Origin of the sequence: Paenarthrobacter sp. 2TAF44, from assembly GCF_052114885.1 — a bacterium.
GTDB lineage: Bacteria > Actinomycetota > Actinomycetes > Actinomycetales > Micrococcaceae > Arthrobacter.
The window spans coordinates 147,341-168,463 of sequence record NZ_JBFRFP010000004.1; the positions used below are offsets into that span (position 1 = coordinate 147,341).

A 21,123-nucleotide genomic window follows, 5' to 3' on the forward strand; every position below is an offset into this window, starting at 1 on the left:
GCTCACCAGCCGGCCGTCGACGACTGACTCCAGCAGAAATTCTTCGCCCTGACGGGTCGTAAGGACACCATCTGCGACCCAGACCGAACCCGTACTGCCGCCAAACAATACTGACTGGAGTCTGTTTCGACTGTCCACCAGGGCCCCCTCCGGATCGACTTGGGCTTCGTGTCTTCAACTTAAGACAGTGGCCACAGCGCAGCACGAGTAGTGGGTACTCGACTTTTGCAGTCATTTAGGTAAGGACTACTTGGATTTGATGCCGTAAGGACATGTTCGAGTCCCCGTGACCTGTTGCGTCGGTGATAGAGTCTGACGGCGACACGAGTGGTTGGCAGCGGGCTGGCTGGCGTTTTCCGGTATTCTCCGTATTGCCTTCCGCTCATTTAAGGGGGAACGTGAAGATTCTTGTAACAGGCGCAAACGGGCGTCTGGGAATGGTCGTGCGCCAACAGCTTCAGCGCCGCGCAGATCTTTCCGCCATCTACCTGATCAGCCCCCGTGCCATCCCACAGACTGCAGCGGATGTCAGGGCAGACATCTCTGATCCCTCCGACTTGAAGCAGGCGGTCCTTTTTGCGGAGCCTGACGTCATTATTCATCTTGCTGGTGTCAGCGGGGCGGCATGCGACGCCAACCTGAAACTGTCAGAGGCTGTCAATGTCACGGCGATGCAGGTGCTCTGCGATGCCGCAATGACTGCGGGCACCTCTCGCATCGTTTTTTCCTCTACGGCCGCCGTCTATGGTGACCGCAATACGGAACCTGTGAGCGAGGCGCATCAGGTGGATTTAAGCAGTACGTATGCTCGGATGAAACACGAGGCCGAGGAAATCCTTCGGGAGGCAACGGATTCGGCGGTACTTTCAAGTGTCGCCTTGCGCATTTTCAACATCTACGGCGACAAATTTTCAGACTCGCTCGTCCATCGTTTGTTGTCTTCAACGCCTTTAAGGCCCTCACGATTGCAGGGCCTCGACACCTTCGTTCGCGACTACATTCACGCACCCGACGTGGCGGAGGCAATCTTGCGGTCCACCAACGTGCCGTTGCGGGGCCATCTGACTCTGAACATCGGAAGTGGCGAAGCCACGAGTAACAGGAAGTTGGTTCACCTTCTCAGCAAACTCGGAAAAATCCACTATGAGGTGGATGAACCGCGGGCCAGCTTCAGTTGTGCGGACATTGGTTTGGCTACGAGGCAGCTAAACTTCTGTCCCGAAACTCTTGATGACGTCCTGACGGCTTCAAGAGATTGGGCCAGCCTTTAGGACGAGGTCACACCGGTTCGCTCGCCCTGCTTGAACCACGTCAAGGTTCGCTCAATTCCGGTTTGCAGATCAACAGGTGTGACGTCTGGGAACAGTTCCTTCATCAAGCGGCCATCGCTTCGCGATGCCCGGACGTCTCCCGCCCGCGGATCGTGGTGGGAAATAGTCAGCTTCTGCTTCATAGCGCCTTCGAGGCCGGCAATGACCTCAAGCAAAGACGCATTGGATCCGAAAGCCAGATTGACTGGACTTTCTGAGCTCAATTGCTGCTGGCAGGCCGCAAGAAGAACTTCGCAGACCGTGTCTACATACGTGAAGTCACGGGATTGCAGTCCATCGCCATGCACCTCCAGCGGCTCACCACGGAGCGCGGCATCGAGGAACTTTGGGATAACTGCAGCATAGGCATGGCCGGCACGTTGACCTGGCCCGTAGACGTTAAAGAATCGAAACGCCAGCGTCTGCATACCGTATGTGCGCCCATAAGCGATGGTGTAAGACTCGGCAGCAAGCTTGCTAGCCGCGTAAGGGCTTACCGGACGAGTCCAGTCAGTCTCCGACTTAGGCAGGACTGGATTGCTGCCGTAAACGGAGCTCGACGAGGACATGAGAAAATGCTTGACGCCGTGCCGCCTGGCTGCTTCCAGGACGTTTAGGGTACCCGTTGCGTTGGCATGGTGGCTCTGCAAGGGGCGGGCCACTGATCTAGGCACGCTACCCAGTGCTCCGAGGTGGACGACAGAGTCGACACCTTCCATAGCAACGTCGAGGATAGCCTCATCAAGAATGGACCCCTCGATGACGTTCACAAGTCGTCCAGAAAGGTTTTCGGCATGTCCGGTGCTGAAGTTGTCAAGGACAACGAGCTCGGCCTGCGGATCGTTTTCGTTGATATATCGAACCAGGTTCGACCCGATGAAACCGGCACCACCAGTGATCAAGATCTTCATACTTCAATTGCTCCTTTATCTTGCCAGTGCTTCGGAAAAGCACAGCATCCGGTATGGTCTCGGCCAGGCTCACAAATGCTCCACTGATGCACCTTTGAGTGCATTTTTTGTGTCAAGCACCGGTACATCCGAATTATCCAGAATATTCAAGTCAAGGTAGTCGTGATCGGTGACCAGAAGGACCGCGTCGGATTTGCTGACCGTTTCGGCATCCAATGTTCCTCGTAGCATTTCCTTGGGCCAGTGGTGGTCTTCGACCAAGTCATCAACCCCTAAGACAATTGCACCAAACTCTTCAAGGAGCTCCCTAATACGCAAGGAGGGCGCCTCCCTGACATCCCCGGTGTTCTTCTTGTACGCCAGCCCGACCATCAAGATCCGTGAGCCTTTCAGAGGCTTGCCGACATTGTTCAAGCTCATGAGCAGGCGGCGGACGACATAGTCCGGCATGTGGTCATTGATGTCGTTGGCAAGTTCAACGAAGCGGAAGGCATGGCCAAGCTGACGACGAACGTGCCAAGAGAGATAGCTCGGATCCACAGGCAGGCAGTGTCCGCCAACGCCGGGACCCGGTACAAACTTCATATAGCCGAAGGGTTTGGTTGAGGCAGCGTCAATGGATTCCCACAGATCGATTCCCAAGGCGTGCGCATAGATCGCAAGCTCGTTAACCAGGGCAATGTTCACATGCCGGAAGGTGTTCTCCAGCAGCTTTGTCATTTCGGCTTCCTTTGGGGTTCCGACGGGAACAGTCCTTTCGACTAAGGAATCGTAGAAATCCTTGACGCGGACGAGCGATTCCGGTCCGAGTCCTGAAACGACCTTTGGCGTCTCGACGAAGCCCCACACCTTGTTGCCAGGGTCGATTCTTTCTGGACTGTAGCCTACGTAGAAATCGACATCCGCCGTTAGTCCGGAGCCGGTTTCCAAAATCGGCACAAGCAGTTCCTCGGTGGTTCCGGGGTGTGTGGTGGATTCGAGAATGACAGTGGAACCGCGGGTAATGAATTGCGCCAATGCCTTTGCCGAATCCGTGATGTAGCTCAAATCCGGAAGGCTCTCCTTAAGAGGGGTTGGCACCGTGATGATGGCGAAATCGAAACCAGCGGCCTCGGTGTAGCTAGTGGTGGGAAGGTAGCGCCCGGAGTCCAGTCTGCGCCGGAGTTCGTCATTTGTGATGTCTCCAACAAACGACTCGCCATTGCTCAGGGCGACGATCCTCCGTTCATCAATGTCCAACCCGACCACGTCATAGCCGACTTCGACAGCTCTCATGGCCACGGGAAGGCCTACATAGCCCTGTCCGACTATGACTGCTTTCTTTGATTTATCCATGAGTGGATCCCTATCGGTTGTTTGCTGGAACTTTGCGGGAATTTTCGCTGGCAATCGGGCGCGCGTTGGGGCGTCGACGGCGCCGTGCACGACCTGATACGCGTGGCGGCCCTATCGAGGCTTTTCGGTGACGGGGTGCCTTTGATGGTCGCTGCTGCCACCTGATGATCAACGTCCCGCATATGAGAAAAAGGCTCATGGTGGCGTAGCCAGTGACGCATGCCCATGCCGCGCCAAGGCCCCCGCTGCCGGGAATGAACACCAGCAGAAACAAACTCATCGCTGCCATGCCCACGACGCCGGTCCAACTGGAGAGCTTTATGTGCCCTGCGCCGGCCACTGCACGACTCAAAACCAGGTAGGGCGACAAGGCGATCTCGGCCAAGGCAAGCACACGGACGATGTCGACGGCTGGTGCATATTCTTGCCCAAACACCAGGGGAATGAGCCATGGCGCTGCAACATACATGACAGCCGTGTACGCCCCCGTCACTCCCGCAGCTCCGAGGACGAAGGTCAGCAGTTTCTTTCTGCCGAATTGATTCTGTGCAGCATCGCGGAAAGCGACTTGACCGACAGAATTGGATACGACCTGAATCAGACTCGCCGGCGTTGTCGCAACGGCGTACAAGCCAACAGCGCGGGTGTCGGCTAAGGCAGCAAGAAGATATTGATCCAGTCGGTAAGTTATGGACTGGCCCAGATTCATGCCCATCAGGCCGACGCCCTTGCGCAAAAGCTCTTTCGTTCCACCCGATGTCGGTTCGGTTGTTTTGAGGACAACGCCCTTGCCGATGATGCTGATGGCGATGACGCTGCGTGTTGTGAAACCGGTCGTGTAGGCAAGGAGTGCACCGAGCAGACCGTGCCCAAAAATCCAGAAAACGATGAGGGCAGCAGCGGTGACACCGAACCCGACGCTGTTCGCCATCGATGCCCGGCTTGGGAAGCCGGTGGCGCTCAGGGCGTCCGCCGTCTGATTGGCGAAGAACGCCGCAAGCCCCAAAGGCAGCACGCCCAAAATAACTTCGTTGACGCCCAAATGCACGTCAATTGCGCCAAGCAAGAAATAAGAGACGAGGATAAGGAGGACCAATTGCAAAGCGCCCAGCCATAGCGACGTTTTGGCATAGGCCCGCATCGTGACTCGTGGATCCCGGGGAAGAAGGATGCGCAGTGAAATGTTCGTACCAAGCCCACTTACCAGCGAAACGATCGTGACGGTGGTGATCAGGATCGCTAGGACTCCGCGGTCGTCCGGGAGGAGCATTCTGGCCGTGATAACGCCGCACAGCAAGGCCCCGAAGAGACCGGCCACGCTCCAGGCGGTAGTCCCAAGGACCTCTTTTCCTGACCCGGAACGGGTGGCGGCAAGCAGACGTCTCAATGTACTTTGCGCCCTTTAAGCCAGCTCAGCCCTATAGCGACGAGAATGAGTGCAACCCCGCCCGTGCCCCATGCGAAGATGGGCGCAAATGAATTCCTGACGTGCATCAGCAGGAGCGAGGCGGCAACGCCGAGGAAAGCCAGGGGCACGGGGCGCGGCGGAACGATGGAGAGACGGGAAGCCAGGAATCCAGCCAGCGCCAACGCGAGCAGTATGCCGGGGATCCCGAAATTGTGGTGTCCTTCGGCAATGATCGAACCGCCGATGGGACCTACACGGTGGGCAATCTCTGCGTTCATCAGACGAAAGTCCGTTTCAGCATCATCCCTGGGCAGGCCGAGTATTCCCGCGAGCCCACGCTCCAGAGGAGCTGCGTAGGTGGCCCCAGCCAAGTATGGTTCGTGCGCGGCTTCGTGCCAGCCAATAGTGGTAACGATAACCCGTGCCGAGTAGCCCATCTCCTCAATCGCCTTGATCGGCGAAGCGGACACCTCGTGAAGGGAGGTGTCCCCGAGTCCTTGGCTGCGGACCTGCTGTACTGCGGAGATCGCGACCAATCCGACGAGGACGCAGACCACCATTGATGCGAATGAAGGCGTCTTCCTGCAGCGGATGAATACAGCAAGGGCCGCGATCAACGGAAAGAGAGATTCACTGCGCAACCCCATGGGCAGGGCAAGCAGCAAGAATGTGAACAAGAAGACTAAACCCGTCCGCGAGATTAGCCGAGTAGTGTCCTGCGCTATGAGCGCAGATCCAATGGTAATTCCGAAATAGATAATGCCCACGGAATTTCCGGAAGTTGCCTCCAGGTATTCGCTGTAGCTGTTAAGGAAGAACAATGGGCCGAGCTGCGTATAGCAAACGAACAGCCAACTTGCGACCGCCACCGACAGTGTCAGTCCGCCCACGTCAACAATCGCGTCCCGCATGGATCGGTCAGATGAGTGTTCCTGCAGCTCAGAGGGCCGCATCTTCGTACCGGAGTTACTGGAAAGCCATGCGACAAACCCTATCGCCGTGGCATAGCTCAACAGGCCAAGGTCGATGAGGTAAGCGGCCCGGATCATCACAGGGTCGCTGTACCAGCCTGTCCACGTTCCATCCAGGAATGACGCCATTCGTCCGTTGTCAAGGGCCGGGGAGACGAACAATCCCAGGTGGAAAAGGCAAAGTATCAAGAAGTACAGGAAGGGAAAAGACCAAACGCCATCGGAGAGTGACTTGGCGACCAAGTAGCCCAGGGCGCACGCTAGCAGGAGCGAGATGATCGCCACCCTTTGGATCGGGGCCTGCTCGAAGACTGGTGCAAGCACTAGCAGACAGATTAGGATGGCGCTTCCGACGTGAGCAAGTACGGCTCCGTGGAGTTTCGCTCTGGATAAGACCTCGTCCGGCAGAACTGAGTGCGTAGTCTGTGTCTGGACCTTCACGCGCACCACAGCCTGCGGAAGTGGCCGACTGCAACCTCAATATCCAGTTCAGAACCGTACAACTTTCTACGGGCCAGCTCCCGGGTTTCAGGCGTTGGCCTGTCTCTTAGTGCATCGGCGATGGCATCGGCCCAAACGGATATGGCAGTTTGCAATGACAGAAGCTGTATCCCTCCGACATGCTGCGCGAGGTGAACGGCGCCTGCAACATCAGATGCAATAACGGGCGTACCAGCCGCACATGCCTCTACCAGCACGCCGGGCAGTCCCTCCAATGTGGAAGTGAACAACAGAAGATCTGCAGAGGCCAGCAGATCAGGGACGTCCATGCGTTCGCCGGCATAATGAACACGGTCCGTAACACCTAATTGCTCGGTTATCGACAGCCAACGCGACCGGTTTGCTGCCGACTGGACCTCGTCAGCTCCATCTCGACCTACAAAAACCAAGGCTCCCATCGGGTGTGCTTTGGCATACTCACCGAAGAACCGGATGGCCCCGTCTCTATTCTTAGTGGGGATGTCAGCCCGACCTATGTGGAGAATCAATGGTTCGGCCGGGGCGATCCCGAGCTCATCGCGGATGTCAGTGGTACCGGCGCTGGAGAACTTTTCCAGATCGAAACCTGTCATCAAGACACGGCAACGTGGGTCATTCGCCCAATCTTTCTTCCAGGCCACCGTTAGCGTTGAGGGAGCGATTCCGATGATGTCGGTTGCGAACTGGTTAAGGAGCCAGCGCATTGCCGCGTACTTTGCCCGCGCCGGCAGCGACTGTTCGGCACGGGGCCGGCCGTCGCTGCTGAAATTAGCGATCCGGATACGGGCGCCACCAAGGGTTGCCAACGCGAGGATGAATCCAGAAGCAAGATGAACGTGCGAGTGGACGACTTTGATGCGGTTGCCCCGGAGAAACCGGACGAACTTAAATGCAAACCAGGGGCTGGAGAGGCGTAAAGGGACAATCGTGGCGCCCGCCGCTCTGTAGTCGCCTGCCAGGGACCCTTCCCGCCCGGTGAGTGTGACCATTGTCAGTTTCGGGCCGGTCGCAGGCAGGGCTCGGGCTACTTCAAGCATCCGCATCTCGACGCCACCGCGGTCGACGGACCCGAGGATGTGGGCCACAGTAGAGCTGCTCTTTTCCGTCACCGTCATGATCTTTCCAGTGCTTTCGGCGCAGCCTCGAGTTGGCTGAAAAAGTCAATAACCCTTTGCGGGTCAAGTGAAGCGATAATTTGACGAGCATGCTCCAGGTTTGTGGCCCCCTGCTGTGTCATCCACTCATAGTTGTTAAGGGCTGAGCGGAGCAATCCGGTTAATTCTTCAACGGATCCTGAGGTAAAGAGGCAATCCGGTGGAAGCAATTCCGGGATTCCGCCTATGTCGGAACCAATGCAGGGCAGGCCCCGGGCCATCGCCTCAATGAGGGCTCTCGGGACACCTTCAGTGCGGGATGGCATGGCAAAAAGGTCAGCACGGTCAAGGATGTCGCGTATTTCCTCGGGCGTTTCAATGTGTCCATGGAAGTTGACATGCTTATCGATGCCTAGGTCTTTGGCCAGCTCAACAAGTACCCGATGTTTCGCGCCTCCGCCAACAAGTTCCAGGGTAATGCTGTGACCCTTGCTTAGGAGTTGGGCAGCTGCCTGGAGCAGGAGATCGTGGCCCTTGTACATCTGGTTGTGCGTTCCGACGGCGACCACGATAAGGCCCTCCCGCTCGGGGTGAGTAATTTTCGGTTGCGCAGCGAGCGTGCCGTCGGTGATGGCTATTCCGCTGCGGACGAGCGAGGCGGCACCTGCATGCACTGGGTATCGTCGCTGTAGTGTCCTCTCGGAGACGTAGATTGCGCCGTCGACGCTGGAAACTTGTCGCGCTACAAGTAGTTTCGCCAGCCATGCCAACTTGACTCCCGGCTTCCCCGCGACACCAGCCTTGAGGACGTCATAGGGGTCGCCCACCACGTGCGCGAAGGTCCGGGCTCCCAAGCGGCGACCCGCGCTAACGGTGATTCCACCGATTACACCGGGGAACCGGCCCCCGTAAACAGCACTGGCGTCGGTGGAAAACCGGCGCACAAGTTTGCGTATCTGCATGAACCGGGTCACCATGCCTCTTGCTCCCTGATACGAGGGGACCGCAAGGACCTTGACACCGTCGCCTTCAACGAGGCGGCCGCTGTCCCGAGGAATGTCTTCGACCCTGGCGACAACGATGACTTCGTCAAAGCTGTTCAGCCACAGCAGATGGTTCTCGTACCAGTCCTGCGAAGCATCCGAGTAAACACGGCCATCCAAGCCTCGGTGCAAACGCGCTTCCGTGGCATAGAAGACCGTTCGTTTACTGGCAGTCATGGGGTGGGTCCGATCTCAGTCGCAACAGTGATGAGTGAGGAAGTCATGGCTTATTCTTGCTTTCTGGTCATCAAGCTGCTTGTCCGAGTGTTCTTGTCGCCAGCGTAAAAGTGGTATTGGCGGTTCCAGAGCCGCTCTCTGTCAAAGTCGCGGAACACTACAGCCTGGGCATTGAGAGCAATTGCCTTGGCCTCTTCAGGGTTTATCAAGACTATGCGTAGTGCGGTTTCAAGTGCCGACGAGTCATCGATGGGCACAATCTTCCCGCATCCCGGATGTGGAATCACATCGCGGACCCCCGTGGCATCGGTTGCCACGATTGGGGTCCCGGAAGCCGCTGCTTCCAGAAGTACGGTCGGAAGGCCTTCACGGCGGGACGGAAGGCACAGCAGGTCTAATGCCGCGTACACCGTCGCAGTATCGTCCAAGTTGCCCGTCCTGTGTACCCAGGGCTCATCGAACGCAGCTACTGTCTCTGGGCGTAGCGATTCGATCCCATCGTCCGGTCCCACCAGGACGAGGTGGACGTCATCCATGTGCTGTCTAAGTGACTGCACTGCGTCCATGAGCGCGTCGATGCCCTTGTCAGCTGTGATGCGGCCGACGAAGCCTACAACTTTGGCATCGGCAGGGATATCGTGGTCCGCGCGGAATGATGTGCGCAGCTCAGGGTCCTGTCCCTTGAGTTGATAGCTCTCGAGATCGATGCTGTTAGCAGAGCCCTTTCCGAAAACTGTGACGTCAGCCGTGAGTCCTGCCTGGATCATCTGCTCCTTCAGAGCATGGCCGACAGCCACGACGTCTGTGGAAAGCCTAATGATTGTCTTCTCGATGAGAAGCATCATCTGTTTGCTGGCGCCGGTCATGGTCTCTGATCGAAGCCCATAGACGCAGTAAATGCGCCGAGGCTTCTGCAGCACCCAGGAAGCGATTGCACCCAGCAGTGAAGCCTTCGGTGTGCCGTACACAATGACATCAGGCTGGAGCTTTCGGATGAGCCTAAAAATCCGCCAAAGTGCGCGCAGATCAGACAACACCGACGGGTCACGTTCAATCGGCAGGGCGTGCGACGATACATTGTCCTGCTCCGCGAGGGAACTCAAAAGACCGGTATCGCCTGATGCAACCGCAACGCGCAATCCCCGACGCTGCAGGTAACCCATCTGGCCGCTCAACTGGGAGCTAACCGAGATGTCAGTTGTCTGGATGAAAAAAATGTCTGTCTTGGATTTCATTCTTGAGCCCGCTCCTCTGCCGCCAAAGTACTTTCCCCCATACCTAAGGATTGGCCAGCGGACGTTTGGCTGATCCGCTGGCCAAACCACAGCACCTCGGCCCTGCGGACGACGCTATCCATTTTGGGTGAGCCGAATTTCGCAAGCCAATAACCAACCTTGAGCATCAAACGGCACAATGCAGGAGGCAGCTGAAGGGGTTCCTTGTGCCCGTGCTGGAGCACAACGTCGCGCACGGTCAGTCCTTCCCACGGTTGCACACTGACAGTCGGCACACGTTCCGGCGCGTCGCCTACGGCGAGCACGTACTCCGCTAGACCGCCAAGACTGGACACCGGTGAGGGAGCGGAACCAGGTGCGGCCACGCTGGCAAGTGGTGAACGCGCGTACCTGATCAGACTCCGCGTAGTGCTTCGGCTGGGGTCCTGAATCGACGTGGCCCGGACAATCCGGACTGTCGACGGCCTCGTGAGGGTCTGATCCATGAGCAATTGCAAGGCTCGTTCGCCTAGGGCTTTGGACTGTGAATAAGGTGAGAAGGGTTGATGATCCCACGAACCGTCAAGCACAGGCCGCCGTCCCTGCACAGCAGCACTACTTATGTGGATGTACGTCGGGACACCGGCCTGCTGTGCCGCCAGCCAGATGAGGGCTGGCAAGACCGCGTTGGCACCAAAAAGCTCCAGACTCTGGCCGCTACCTGGGGTAGCAAGTCCAGCTGCATTTACCACGACATCCTTGTCCGCAAATGAGGCGGCCAGCGCGACGATCTCCTCGACGTGCTTGGAAGCTTCCGCTATGACCTCCTGAGCAGACCACTTTGGATCAGCCACCACGCGTGGGGCGACCTGCTTCAAGACGCCGTGGCCCGCAGAGGCCAAAACGTCGACCAGAGCGCCGCCAACAAATCCACTGCCCCCGACCACAATCCAGTCAGCCATCGAGACGGCTCCTTCCCACGTCGGCGTGACGGTTGCTCGCCCAGCGTCGAATCGCTGCCGGGGTCATGAGATACCCTGCGATAAGCACCCCGGCGATGCCCAGATATAGGACTGCTGTCCAGGGCGCTGCCTGGGCGGCAAGTATTCCCAGGGCACCTGTGGCGCAGCTGCCAGCAGCGACGATGGCGGCAACCTGGAGGTGGGTCAGACCGAGGTCTTCGAGCTGATGGTAGGTGTGGCTGCGGTGGGATTCATACCAACGCTGGCCTCCGGCAATTCTGGACAGCAGCGTGTACGTTGCGTCTGCCAGGTAGATGGCTATTGGCCCAAGGATTGCGAGGAGCGGCGCTCCCGAGCAGAAAGCTGCAAAAGCCATGACAGAAACTGCTGCGCCGAGCAGGTAGCTGCCGCTGTCGCCAAGGAAGATCCGATTCCGCCCAAGATTCCAAGGCAAGAAGGCGGCATAAACGGCAGCAAGTACCAATCCGGCCGCAGTCAGCCAGGGCTGCGACGTCAGCATTCCAGTCACCGCGTAAGTCCCACCGAATACGGCACCGTTCAAGCCCGAGATTCCGTCGACGCCATCCATGAAATTCGCGACATTTATGAACCCTGTTATGAACAGTCCTCCGAGCGGGATGATCCACGGTTCCGCGCCGGAAACGGCAACCACTGCCGCCGCGGCGGAAAGCCCGATCAGCAGTTGGCTTGCCACCCGATATTTGATGGAAATTCCTTTGAAGTCCTCCAGCCAGCCGGCGCCGGCCGCTGCCGCGGACGCAAGAAGAACACAAATGACTAGTTTCGGCGCATGTCCTCCCGCCAAGATGACCAGACAACCGGTTATGAAGCCAACAAGGGTTGCAAGACCAGCCCCACGAATCGCCGGGGACGAATGCGAGGAACGGGCTGATGGGATGTCGACGACTCCCAGTCGCCGCAGCAGGGGCAGGACCACATATGGAGCAAGAAGGCTGGCCAGCAGTCCGAGACCCGCCGCCGCGAACTCAAAGCTCACGCTGGCCCCTTCGAAGCGAGTTTGTTCGTTCCCGTTTCAAAGTCATCCGCAAAGAGCTGATACCACGCTTCGACGTCGAGGTCATCGGGCTCAAGTTGAGCGGCCATAGTATGGGAGATCTTTGGATGGATCGGACGCACATCTGATTCGTTGTGGCTGACCAAGACTTCGTGGAGCTTCTCGCCTTCGCGAAGGCCTGTATATACAATTTCAATGTTCTTGCCGCTGGCTGCAATCATCCGCTCAGCGACATCCTGGATCCGGACAGGCTCACCCATATCCAGGATCAACACCTCTCCTGGGCTCCCGATGCCGCCCGCCTGCACGACAAGCTGACACGCCTCGGGGATTGTCATGAAGAACCTAGTAACTTCTGGATGTGTGATGGTCAGCGGACGACCGGCAGCAATAAGCGTCTGGAACGTCGGAAGCATAGATCCCCTGCTGCCGATGACATTACCGAAGCGCACGGATAGGTACCTTCCACCACAGTTGGCGGCGGCCCAGGCGGTAAGCTGCTCAGCCAGCCGCTTTGAGTGCCCTAGTACACTCGTCGGGTCGGCGGCCTTGTCAGTAGAAATGTTTACGAAGGTCGAAACACCAGCTTCGCGAGCCGCGTTCAGGACGTTGAGCGTGCCGAGAACGTTGGTCTTCCAAGCCTCGCCCGGGTATTGCTCCAACATTGGCAAATGCTTGAGCGCAGCCGCATGAAACACCACCTCGGGTCGCCGCTCCCGGAAAATTTCCTCCAGTGCCTGTGGGTCACGGATATCGGCCAGGACGACATCCTTGGTGTCGAGGAGCCCGTGCCCCGCGATTGATATCTGCGCGCTTTGAAGACCGGATTCATCGCGGTCCAGCATCATCAGCTCGGCCGGTTCGAACCTGACAATCTGTCGGCACAGCTCAGACCCGATGGAACCGCCGGCCCCTGTCACAAGAACACGTTTGCCTTTAAGGTAGCCGGCAATGGAGGCCACCTCCGTGTCCACGGGATGCCGTCCAATAAGGTCTTCTATGGCGATGTCACGGACGTCGGCAGGCGCGGCTCTGCCTTCCATGATCTCGCTTAGGCTCGGTAGGACCTTGACTTGAATGCCGCAGGCTGCTGCTGCATCGGAAATGGATCGAAGGAGTTCCGAATCAGCCCTGGCAATCGACACGATCAGGACTTCAACTTCGGATTCATTGACGATCTGCGAAAGCCGGCTGCTGTCGCCCAGGACAGGGACACCTGCGAGCCTAAGGTTACGCTTCAAAGGATCGTCGTCGATTAATCCGACAGGCTGGTAACCGGAATGAGCGTCGGCATACATATTCCTGATCAACAACTGGCCCATGTGACCCGCGCCGTAGATGAGCGTGCGCTTCGCGTCCGTTTGGGGCTTGAGCAGGCGATCGGAGTTCAGTCGGCGGAGATATCGTGAGGAACCCATGAGCAGGAAGGCCAGAGGCAGCGCCATGAGCGTTGCGCTGCGGGGAATTCCGAAGCTCTCGCCGAGGAAGACTACGGGAATGCCAACGAGCATGGCAACGGAAATAACGGTAACCAGCAGGGCCGCAGCTTCTTCAAAACTCGCAGAAGTGTACCGACCCCGGTAGAGCCAGAATAGCCAGCCGACGAGTAGTTGGGCGATGACCAAGGCAACACAAACGGCTAGCAGCGGAGGCAAGCTCATCTGACTGCCATCAAACTCATAGCGGAAGAAAACACCGGCAATTAGCCCGATAATCCAAGACGCGGCATCCAAGCCAAATTGAAGGCGGTGGCTGAATGGGTTCAAATGCGAACTATTTTGGGGAGCGATCTCCGTCGAAGGCGTCCCCATAAGGTCACTTACGGTGTTGATCCGGTTGTTGTGTTTCATCGACTATCCCCAATGTTGTGCAAGTCGGGACTGAGCTAGTCCCTAGAATCTTGAAGCGCTGAAAGGCTGGTGAAACCGACATTGACGACTGAAGTCTGCAGCGGGATTCGATGCGCCAGGCATTGTGAAATTTGGATGCGAGGGGCAACGAAGCGTACATTCCAGTTCTCTCGGACCGGCTACGGCTTTACGCTGCCGTGGCGCATTTCTTGCCGATTCTTGGCTTCAGTCGAACGCCTCTTGCCTTTGTCGACTTGAGGTTTGTAGTCGTAGTAGTTGTGATCACCCTTGGTTGCCGGAAGACGGTTGATGACCACGCCCAACATACGGGCACGAACCGCTTCTATATTCGTGACAGCCCTGGCCAAATCCGCCTTCTTGGTTCGACCATCAACACTCACGACCAGCAGGATGCCACTGGCGTTAGCCGCAAGGACCGCAGGGTCCGTGACTGGGAGCAAAGGTGGGGCGTCAATAATGACCACTTCATACTCAGATTCCAAGTGAGTGAGCAGCTTGTCCATGGTCGAAGACCCAAGCAACTCACTTGGGTTCGGTGCCAAACGCCCCGATGCCAAAACGTGAAGCTGGCCAGCTGGCCCCCATGTCTGAATTGCGTCCTCAAGCGCCACGCTGCCCGTAAGGACGCCAGTAAGCCCCACGGAACCTTCCAAGCCCAAGTAATTGGCGACACGCGGTCGCCGCAAATCGGCATCGATGAGAAGAACTCGCGTCCCGCTTTCAGCGAGCATAATCGCCAAATTGACAGCGGTAGACGTTTTCCCTTCGCCTGGGATCGACGAGGAAACTACGACGCTCTGGTGCCCGCCACCGAGGTTCGTGAATGACAGGTGTGTCCGCAGCTGACGGAAGCCCTCTGCCCGCGGACTATATGGGTCTCCCTGGGTTAGTACAGGGGTCTTTTCCAAAGAAGGATCGCCGACGAATGTGCCCAGAACGCCGGCGCTGACGACTCGCTCGATGTCGTCCTGGGTCCGCAGCCGTGTATTGAGAACTTCACGTACGAACGCGAAGCCAAGGCCAAGGACCAGCCCTGCAACCAAGCCTAGAATCAGGTTCATCATGGGTCGAGGTGAAGAAGGACTGATGGGTGGCTCTGCCCGTTCGAAGACGCTCAATTTCACCAGTGAAACATCCTCGACGGACGCAACGCCTTTAATTAATTCGTCCGCCGTGGAGTTGGCAATCCTCGCCGCGAGTTCAGGGTTTGCGTCGGAAGCCGTAATGTCGATCAGCACGGTTTGGGGGGGCGCAGAGGCTGCAACGCGGCCTGCCAGTTTCCTTGATCCGCCTGGCAGATTTAAGTCATCGGCAACTGCCTGAAGGACGCGGGGGCTCGTTGCGAGACTTACATAGGACGTCACCCGGTTCTGTGCGAACATGTTCCCCTGCGTTACGTCAGTTGCTGAATTGCCGCCCTTGACAGAGACGAACAATTGTGAATGCGCGTCATAGGTGGGCGTCTGGGTCAACGTTTGTCCCAATGCCACGAGAACGGCCACAGCCGTGACAAGCAGTATGGAAATCCAGCGCTTGCGGATGACATGCAGGTAAGTACGCAACTCCACGGGGTTCCCCAATATTTTCGTGAGCGATATCCAACAAGGCGGCGAACCGAGGCGATCAGTCCGCTCACCGTTATTAGATCATGCCGTATAACCGATGTTGCAACATCGGTAGACGTGCGTAGTCATATGCTTACGCTTGTTAATTTTGACGCTATCATGCATCACTCATGCAGGTTTAAATGCTCTTGCCGCACGCACGTAATTCTCAACTAAAACTGGTTGACAAACTGTTGAGAGTGGGCTTAAGCGCTTCAGGGGCTACGGAATGAGGACAGCTTCCTGTATGGGTCCACACCGGCCAGCTGCTGCTTTGAGCCATCCAACTGCGAACACCCGAACGGCCCCTGACGCCGTCATACTTGCTCATCAAACGGAACGTTGTTCCGTCCATTGGAGCTGCGCATAGCGAGGATGGACGAAGAGCGCGGTCCGTTTTAGCGCGCGCTTCTCGGAAGAAGTCCGCCCAATGGGAAACCAGTCGTGCGGCTCCTCCGCACCTCGCAACCTGATTCCCCGGTACACCCTCTAGCCTTATTCGTAGGCTGGTCAGACGTTTGTATAACTTACTCAGGCCAGGTTCCTCTCGCGAACAACTACTAGTTCTATTGATATTCAAATCCCCTCCTGTGAATTAAGATTTTGGCCTCGGTCGGCAAGGGGTCACTTGCCAATTTTTTACACTGCCGTCGTCGCGCACAGGCAGCCTACCTCAGCTGTTTTTTGATCCGCCAAGTTCGCAGGTAAATAACTGGGACCGTGGAGAAAAGGGAATTGACAAGCATGAATCAAATGAGTGGTAACGGCCAATTGGGAGCAACCCCAACAGACGGGGCAACCGTGCAAGACCCAGAACTTCAGGCCAGCCAGTCTGGCAGGGTGTCCCGCTTGGCACTGTACTTAGATCGCTTGTGCATATCTCGCTAGACCACTAAGGGATCGACTGCAATACTGCTGCGCCTCGGGCCGACCCCAGCAAGCCGACCACGTGTCGTGGGATCACTTAACGAAGGCCAAGATCGGGAGCCTAACTGCAGTAGGCGAGGTGTGACCTCCCCCTCGGCACGACCCGGGAGTTTCACGCGAGTAGGTGACGCAAATAATCCGAGTAGTCGATGCAAGTAATACAAGTATTCTCGGTTGAGCAGATGCAAGTACGGCAAGTAGTAAACGCGCATCGTGCCCAACTAACTCGAGTACTAATTACTGTTGTTAAGGACCCACATTACACACTATTTTCGGATTGTGATGGACGCCACTTCAAGAATGAAAGTTCACTGCTTGGCGGGGTTTCCGTTCACTAATTCTAGAATTGGCGAGTAAGACCTTTCTTCCCGGTTCGCCAGGTTCATCGGCAGAGGTTGTTTTTTCGAAGCAACCGCCCGAGATACTACCTCACGGGAACCACCGAATAGGGGTGTCTTCATGAGTAATGACAAAGAGCATGTGGACGGCTCGCTGACAGAACGCAATACCGGCATCGGGCGTAGGGGGATTTTTAGAATCGTCCCCTTGGCAACTGCTGTAGCCGCCAGCGAGGGTTTGTTGGTTCTTAACTCAGGCGCAGCTCATGCTGCCGGAGTCGGGTCAACAGTGTCAGTCACAACTGATCCTTCGGTCCAGTATGCACTGCGCGCTAACGAACCAGTCAACGCCAGAGACTATGGTGCGGTCGGGAACGGCATCGCCGACGATTCGGCTGCCATTAGCGCAGCACTGCGCGCGGCGGGAGGAGGTTCTGTGGTCTTACCAGTAGGGACCTATTTGATTCCGTCTGCGACCCGACTCCAGATGTCGGCGAGTTACTCATCCCTTGTTGGCGATCCCTCCGGTTCGTCCGTGCTTAGGTTTACTCACCCAAGCGGGGGTATCGATGTGGGTAATGGAACGGATTTCATCTACCAGAACCTGATACAGAATCTAGTCATCGATGGGTTCAATATTGCCCAAACCCCTTTGCGCCTACGCAAGTCCGAAGAGATGGGCATGGTCAATGTCAGGATTCACCAAGCCGTTGTTGCCGCGATCGAAACCACCGACACAAGCCTGTTTCATTCGACGCGTCTTCAACTCGCCCGGACCCCAATCGGCATCAAGACTCTCGGCTACCTAGGAACGGCTGGGCTGCACGACGGCAACTTTTATCTCCTGGACAGCATCATTTCCGTGGAAGGTACAGGCGTCGCACACTTGGTTGTGAGCGGTGTGACTTACATTGAAGGCGTCAAGGCCGGCGTCCGATTCAACCGACTGGGCGGTCCTATCTCAGTCGGTACGATCCATTTTCGTGATTGTTACGTGACCAGCAGTCTGAATGAGTTTTCACTCTTCAAGGGCGTGGCGGCAACTGGCATAAATGCTGCTGCTTTGGTGGCGACGGATCTCAATGCCTACCTGCCAAATGTGGCGACACCACCCTTCGTGGACTTCAGAGGTTTGAACAACTCCGGTTCGACATTGAGAGCACGCCTCACGGGCGGAACCTTCACGCTTACGTCACTTGGATCCGGAAAACTCGTGGCCGTCCACAAATCGCAGAACTGGTTCCAGTTTTTCGTTACCTTGGCCAGTATTACAGGTGCTGCTACGACCCAATTCGCCAACCCGTATGTCGCTGGAGGCGTGGCACTCAGCCCACTTCAACTAGTTGGCTCCGGGAGCCCGGAGAGACGCGAAATGGCACCGGTCGGCTCGACCTACCAAAATTACGGAGGCGGTGCCGGAACGACGTTCTACGTCAAGCAAACTGGAAACGGAAGCACCGGCTGGGTGGGTAAATGACAAGGGCCGTCACGAAAGCTCGGCGCGGGCAGCACCGCTTTGAACGCTCGCCTAGGTCTCGAATTTGTAAGCCCGACCGGAGCTCACGGGTGGCTGCTCCTACGCCACGATCCAATTTAGAAATGCCCTTACATCGTCAGCAAACTGTTTCGGGCACTCCCACAACACAAGTGACCCGTCTTCTCGTAAATCTTCAACCAAGCACCGTGAATACGACTGGATAGGGTTTCATGGTGCCGCGGGACCATGTGGTCACGTACGCCGTATTCACGCATCTTGTACTGACCCTCGCTGCGAAACACAAGCCGCCATCTTCCACCTGGCGCAGCGGCAGACAACGCCGTGTACGCCTTGCAGAGACCTCGCGAGGCGCTGTCACGTCAACCCCCAGGGAAGATTTCGTGGCGGCTGTTTCAAGTGATTGGCACGGGTTTGGAGCGAAAAACACGGGACAACGGAGGCGTACACAGCGGCGGCATAGCAGACGTCGTCTTTGTAGGTGCAGCGGCCGCCAAGTATTGCATTTGATTCCCGACCGACACGGCCTACTTGGCCGAAATGAGGGTGTCTACAGTGTTGAGGCCGGCGGGAGGAGCCAATAGGACTTATGAAACCTTCCTGTCCACGACAAAGGAGTAGGCAAGGGGCCCGACCGGGAATTGAATTCCCCGGTAAGGGAAATTTTGATCGTGGCGACCAGTGATCGCCGTGGCGCACTGGGTTCACCCCGCGGCGGCAACAGCGACTGCCTGCCCCGTATATGGGCCGATTCGGCTTGGCCCACAATGTCTGAATCACCGGCGTCCATGACTTCACGACGATGGCCCCCCGACGGTCTGGCCGGTGCTGCAGGTCCAGCTGTGCCTCTGCGCCCTAACGGCGGAGCATCCTGGCCTACAGCAAGCAGGGTCAGCTCAGGCTGGAATGGCATAATCGCGATCCACTAGTTCAGCTCACTTCGAAAATCTCAGACCACCGCCAGTCCGGATCGTAATCAGGGCTGGCCGTTGCTCTACCCGCTATAGAATCCGACTATCGACGTGCAATTGCGTCACGACTTCGGGGGAATCTATGTTGGCTATTTTGGATGGACCGCGCGCGCTCAGGAACATGAACCGACGACGACGCTGGGCAGCGGCTCCATCCGTCGCCCTCGGTATCGCACTGGCTTTGGGGCTGGGAACTATTGGCGCACCGGCCAGGGCTGACGTCGTCAGTGATGTCATACATCTTCAAGGGGATGCGAATTCCATCTCAGTAAACACGACGACAGACACAGCTTATGTAGTGTCGTCCGGCGCCGTTCAGAGGCTTAAGGCAGGCGGCTCAAGTAACGTGATGTTCCCGGGGGACACCCCTGGACGGCTGGCCATCAATTCAGCTACAAACAAACTTTACGTAGCAAGCACAGATAAGACCATGGAAAAGAATTCCCTGGCAGTGATTGATGAAGCAGCACAGAAATCCATGTTGATCCCGTTCGACTCGATCATTGATTCGATTGCTGTCAACGAGGGGGCAAACAAGATCTACGTCAGCACTCAGGAGCACGTGACAGTAGTCGATGGATCCACCAATACTGCCAGCGTCGTGCCCGGTTCCACAGGAGCTGGCAACATCGTCATCAATGCAGGCACGAATAAGGCTTACGCTATCTCTGACAGCAGCGTGCAGGTCATCGATGCGTCTGGACTCATCAGCTCGACGGTGTCCGTCGGCGAGGGGCTCATCCTTGGCGCGGCAGTTAACCCAAGCAAAAACAAGATCTACGTCACAACCAAAACTACGTCCGGTTTCAGCATCAAAGTCATCGATGGCGCCAGTGACACTGTCTCCACGACCATGCCATGGTCTGGCCCCCTAGAGACCTGGGCCCTCAATCCGGCTACTGACATGCTGTACATAGGCGCGACTGCTGCATCCACGGCCGGCGCGGTCCGCGTTGTCGATGGAGCAACTATGACGGAGACGGCGCAGATAGCCACCCCAACGCAGGTGAAGAAAATCGTGGCGAATCCAGCGAATAACAAGATCTACGCCTCGATGGCTGACCGCGGGACCACGGTCATCGAGGGAAGGAATAACGCCAGCAGCGCCGTCAAGGTCACCCCGTGGCTTATTGCCGCCGTAAACACGTCCAACAACAAGGTGTACACGGCTGCCTCGAACTTAGTGACAATCATTGATGGGAATGCACAGCAGCCGGTCAAGAACGACTTCAACGGTGACCGCACGACGGATATCGTCTCCAGGGACTCGACAGGGTTACTTTGGCTCTACCCCGGCAACGGCTCAGGCGGCTGGCTTCCGCGAAAGCAGATAGGACAGGGCTGGAACATCATGACTGCCATGGTCGCGCCTGGAGATTTCGATGGCGACAGCAAGGCAGATCTATTGGCCCGCGATGGAAGCGGGATTCTATGGCTTTACCCCGGCAATGGCTCGGGGGGCTGGTTCTCACGCGTCCAGGTCGGCAGTGGTTGGGACAGCATGACAGCAATTGAGAACATCGGACAGTTCGACAGTGACAGGTTTGTAGACGTAGTTGCTCGTTCCAGTGAAGGTTTGTTATTCGTTTACCGTGGCGACGGCAAGGGCGGTTGGCTGCCTCGCATGTACGTAGGTTTCGGATGGAACGCCATGTCCGAGATTAGGGGGATAGGTGACTACAATGCAGACAGCGCTCCTGACGTCGTTGCTCGCGACGCTGCAGGGGCACTGCGGCTCTACCGTGGCAGCGGGGACGGAGGCTGGCTCGCCACACAGCAAATAGGCCAAGGCTGGAACTCCATGAACTCCCTCATAGGACCTGGCGACTTCAATGGTGACGGCAGAGCCGACATCCTGGCCCGGAATGGAGCAGGCGAGCTCTGGTTGTACGCAGGCAATAGCGGTTCGGGCTGGCCCACGGCCACCAAGGTCGGAACAGGTTGGAACGGCATGACGGCGATTCTTTAATTCCTCC

14 protein-coding genes are annotated in these 21,123 nt (G+C 57.1%); 3 read left to right on the forward strand and 11 right to left on the reverse strand.

What is annotated here, in order from left to right; all coding sequences use genetic code 11:
* The first annotated feature begins 398 nt into the window (after positions 1 to 398).
* Complete coding sequence (locus AB4Z15_RS06220) at positions 399 to 1,271, forward strand: NAD-dependent epimerase/dehydratase family protein (RefSeq protein ID WP_442016560.1); 873 nt, start codon at positions 399 to 401, stop codon at positions 1,269 to 1,271.
* Here AB4Z15_RS06220 and AB4Z15_RS06225 read toward each other — a convergent pair.
* The 11 genes from AB4Z15_RS06225 to AB4Z15_RS06275 all read right to left on the reverse strand — a co-directional run bounded on the left by AB4Z15_RS06225 (position 1,268) and on the right by AB4Z15_RS06275 (position 15,380).
* Entirely contained in the window at positions 1,268 to 2,221 is a 954-nt protein-coding gene (locus tag AB4Z15_RS06225) for an NAD-dependent epimerase/dehydratase family protein (protein WP_442016561.1), read from the reverse strand. The genes AB4Z15_RS06220 and AB4Z15_RS06225 overlap by 4 nt on opposite strands.
* Positions 2,222 to 2,290: 69 nt before the next feature.
* Entirely contained in the window at positions 2,291 to 3,556 is a 1,266-nt protein-coding gene (locus tag AB4Z15_RS06230; protein ID WP_442016562.1) for a nucleotide sugar dehydrogenase, read from the reverse strand.
* Positions 3,557 to 3,566: 10 nt separating this feature from the next.
* Entirely contained in the window at positions 3,567 to 4,943 is a 1,377-nt protein-coding gene (locus tag AB4Z15_RS06235; protein WP_442016563.1) for a lipopolysaccharide biosynthesis protein, read from the reverse strand.
* Complete coding sequence (gene wzy / locus AB4Z15_RS06240) at positions 4,940 to 6,385, reverse strand: O-antigen polysaccharide polymerase Wzy (RefSeq protein ID WP_442016564.1); 1,446 nt, start codon at positions 6,383 to 6,385, stop codon at positions 4,940 to 4,942. The genes AB4Z15_RS06235 and wzy overlap by 4 nt, the downstream gene beginning before the upstream one ends.
* On the reverse strand, positions 6,373 to 7,530 hold the full coding sequence (locus tag AB4Z15_RS06245) for a glycosyltransferase (RefSeq protein ID WP_442016565.1): 1,158 nt from the start codon (positions 7,528 to 7,530) through the stop codon (positions 6,373 to 6,375). Before AB4Z15_RS06245 ends, wzy begins: the two co-directional genes overlap by 13 nt.
* The gene (locus AB4Z15_RS06250; RefSeq protein WP_442016566.1) at positions 7,527 to 8,729 is read right to left on the reverse strand and encodes a glycosyltransferase family 4 protein; all 1,203 of its coding nucleotides are present in this window, start codon (positions 8,727 to 8,729) and stop codon (positions 7,527 to 7,529) included. The genes AB4Z15_RS06245 and AB4Z15_RS06250 overlap by 4 nt, the downstream gene beginning before the upstream one ends.
* Before the next feature lie 50 nt (positions 8,730 to 8,779).
* Positions 8,780 to 9,964 (reverse strand): glycosyltransferase, encoded by a 1,185-nt coding sequence (locus AB4Z15_RS06255; RefSeq protein ID WP_442016567.1) that lies wholly within the window; start codon positions 9,962 to 9,964, stop codon positions 8,780 to 8,782.
* Positions 9,961 to 10,905 (reverse strand): NAD-dependent epimerase/dehydratase family protein, encoded by a 945-nt coding sequence (locus AB4Z15_RS06260; protein WP_442016568.1) that lies wholly within the window; start codon positions 10,903 to 10,905, stop codon positions 9,961 to 9,963. Before AB4Z15_RS06260 ends, AB4Z15_RS06255 begins: the two co-directional genes overlap by 4 nt.
* A complete protein-coding gene (locus AB4Z15_RS06265) occupies positions 10,898 to 11,923 on the reverse strand; it encodes an MraY family glycosyltransferase (RefSeq protein WP_442016569.1) in 1,026 nt (341 codons plus the stop codon). The genes AB4Z15_RS06260 and AB4Z15_RS06265 overlap by 8 nt, the downstream gene beginning before the upstream one ends.
* Positions 11,920 to 13,602: a polysaccharide biosynthesis protein gene (locus AB4Z15_RS06270; protein ID WP_442016570.1), complete on the reverse strand. Its 1,683-nt coding sequence runs from the start codon at positions 13,600 to 13,602 to the stop codon at positions 11,920 to 11,922. The genes AB4Z15_RS06265 and AB4Z15_RS06270 overlap by 4 nt, the downstream gene beginning before the upstream one ends.
* 368 nt (positions 13,603 to 13,970) lie before the next feature.
* Positions 13,971 to 15,380 carry a polysaccharide biosynthesis tyrosine autokinase gene (locus tag AB4Z15_RS06275; protein WP_442016571.1) on the reverse strand — a complete coding sequence of 470 codons (1,410 nt, stop codon included), beginning with the start codon at positions 15,378 to 15,380 and terminating at the stop codon, positions 13,971 to 13,973.
* A gap of 1,443 nt (positions 15,381 to 16,823) precedes the next feature.
* Between AB4Z15_RS06275 and AB4Z15_RS06280 the strand changes: the two genes are divergently transcribed.
* A complete protein-coding gene (locus AB4Z15_RS06280; protein ID WP_442016572.1) occupies positions 16,824 to 18,158 on the forward strand; it encodes a glycosyl hydrolase family 28-related protein in 1,335 nt (444 codons plus the stop codon).
* A gap of 1,110 nt (positions 18,159 to 19,268) precedes the next feature.
* Positions 19,269 to 21,116, forward strand: a complete 1,848-nt coding sequence (locus AB4Z15_RS06285; RefSeq protein WP_442016573.1) for an FG-GAP-like repeat-containing protein — start codon at positions 19,269 to 19,271, stop codon at positions 21,114 to 21,116.
* Positions 21,117 to 21,123: the final 7 nt, after the last annotated feature.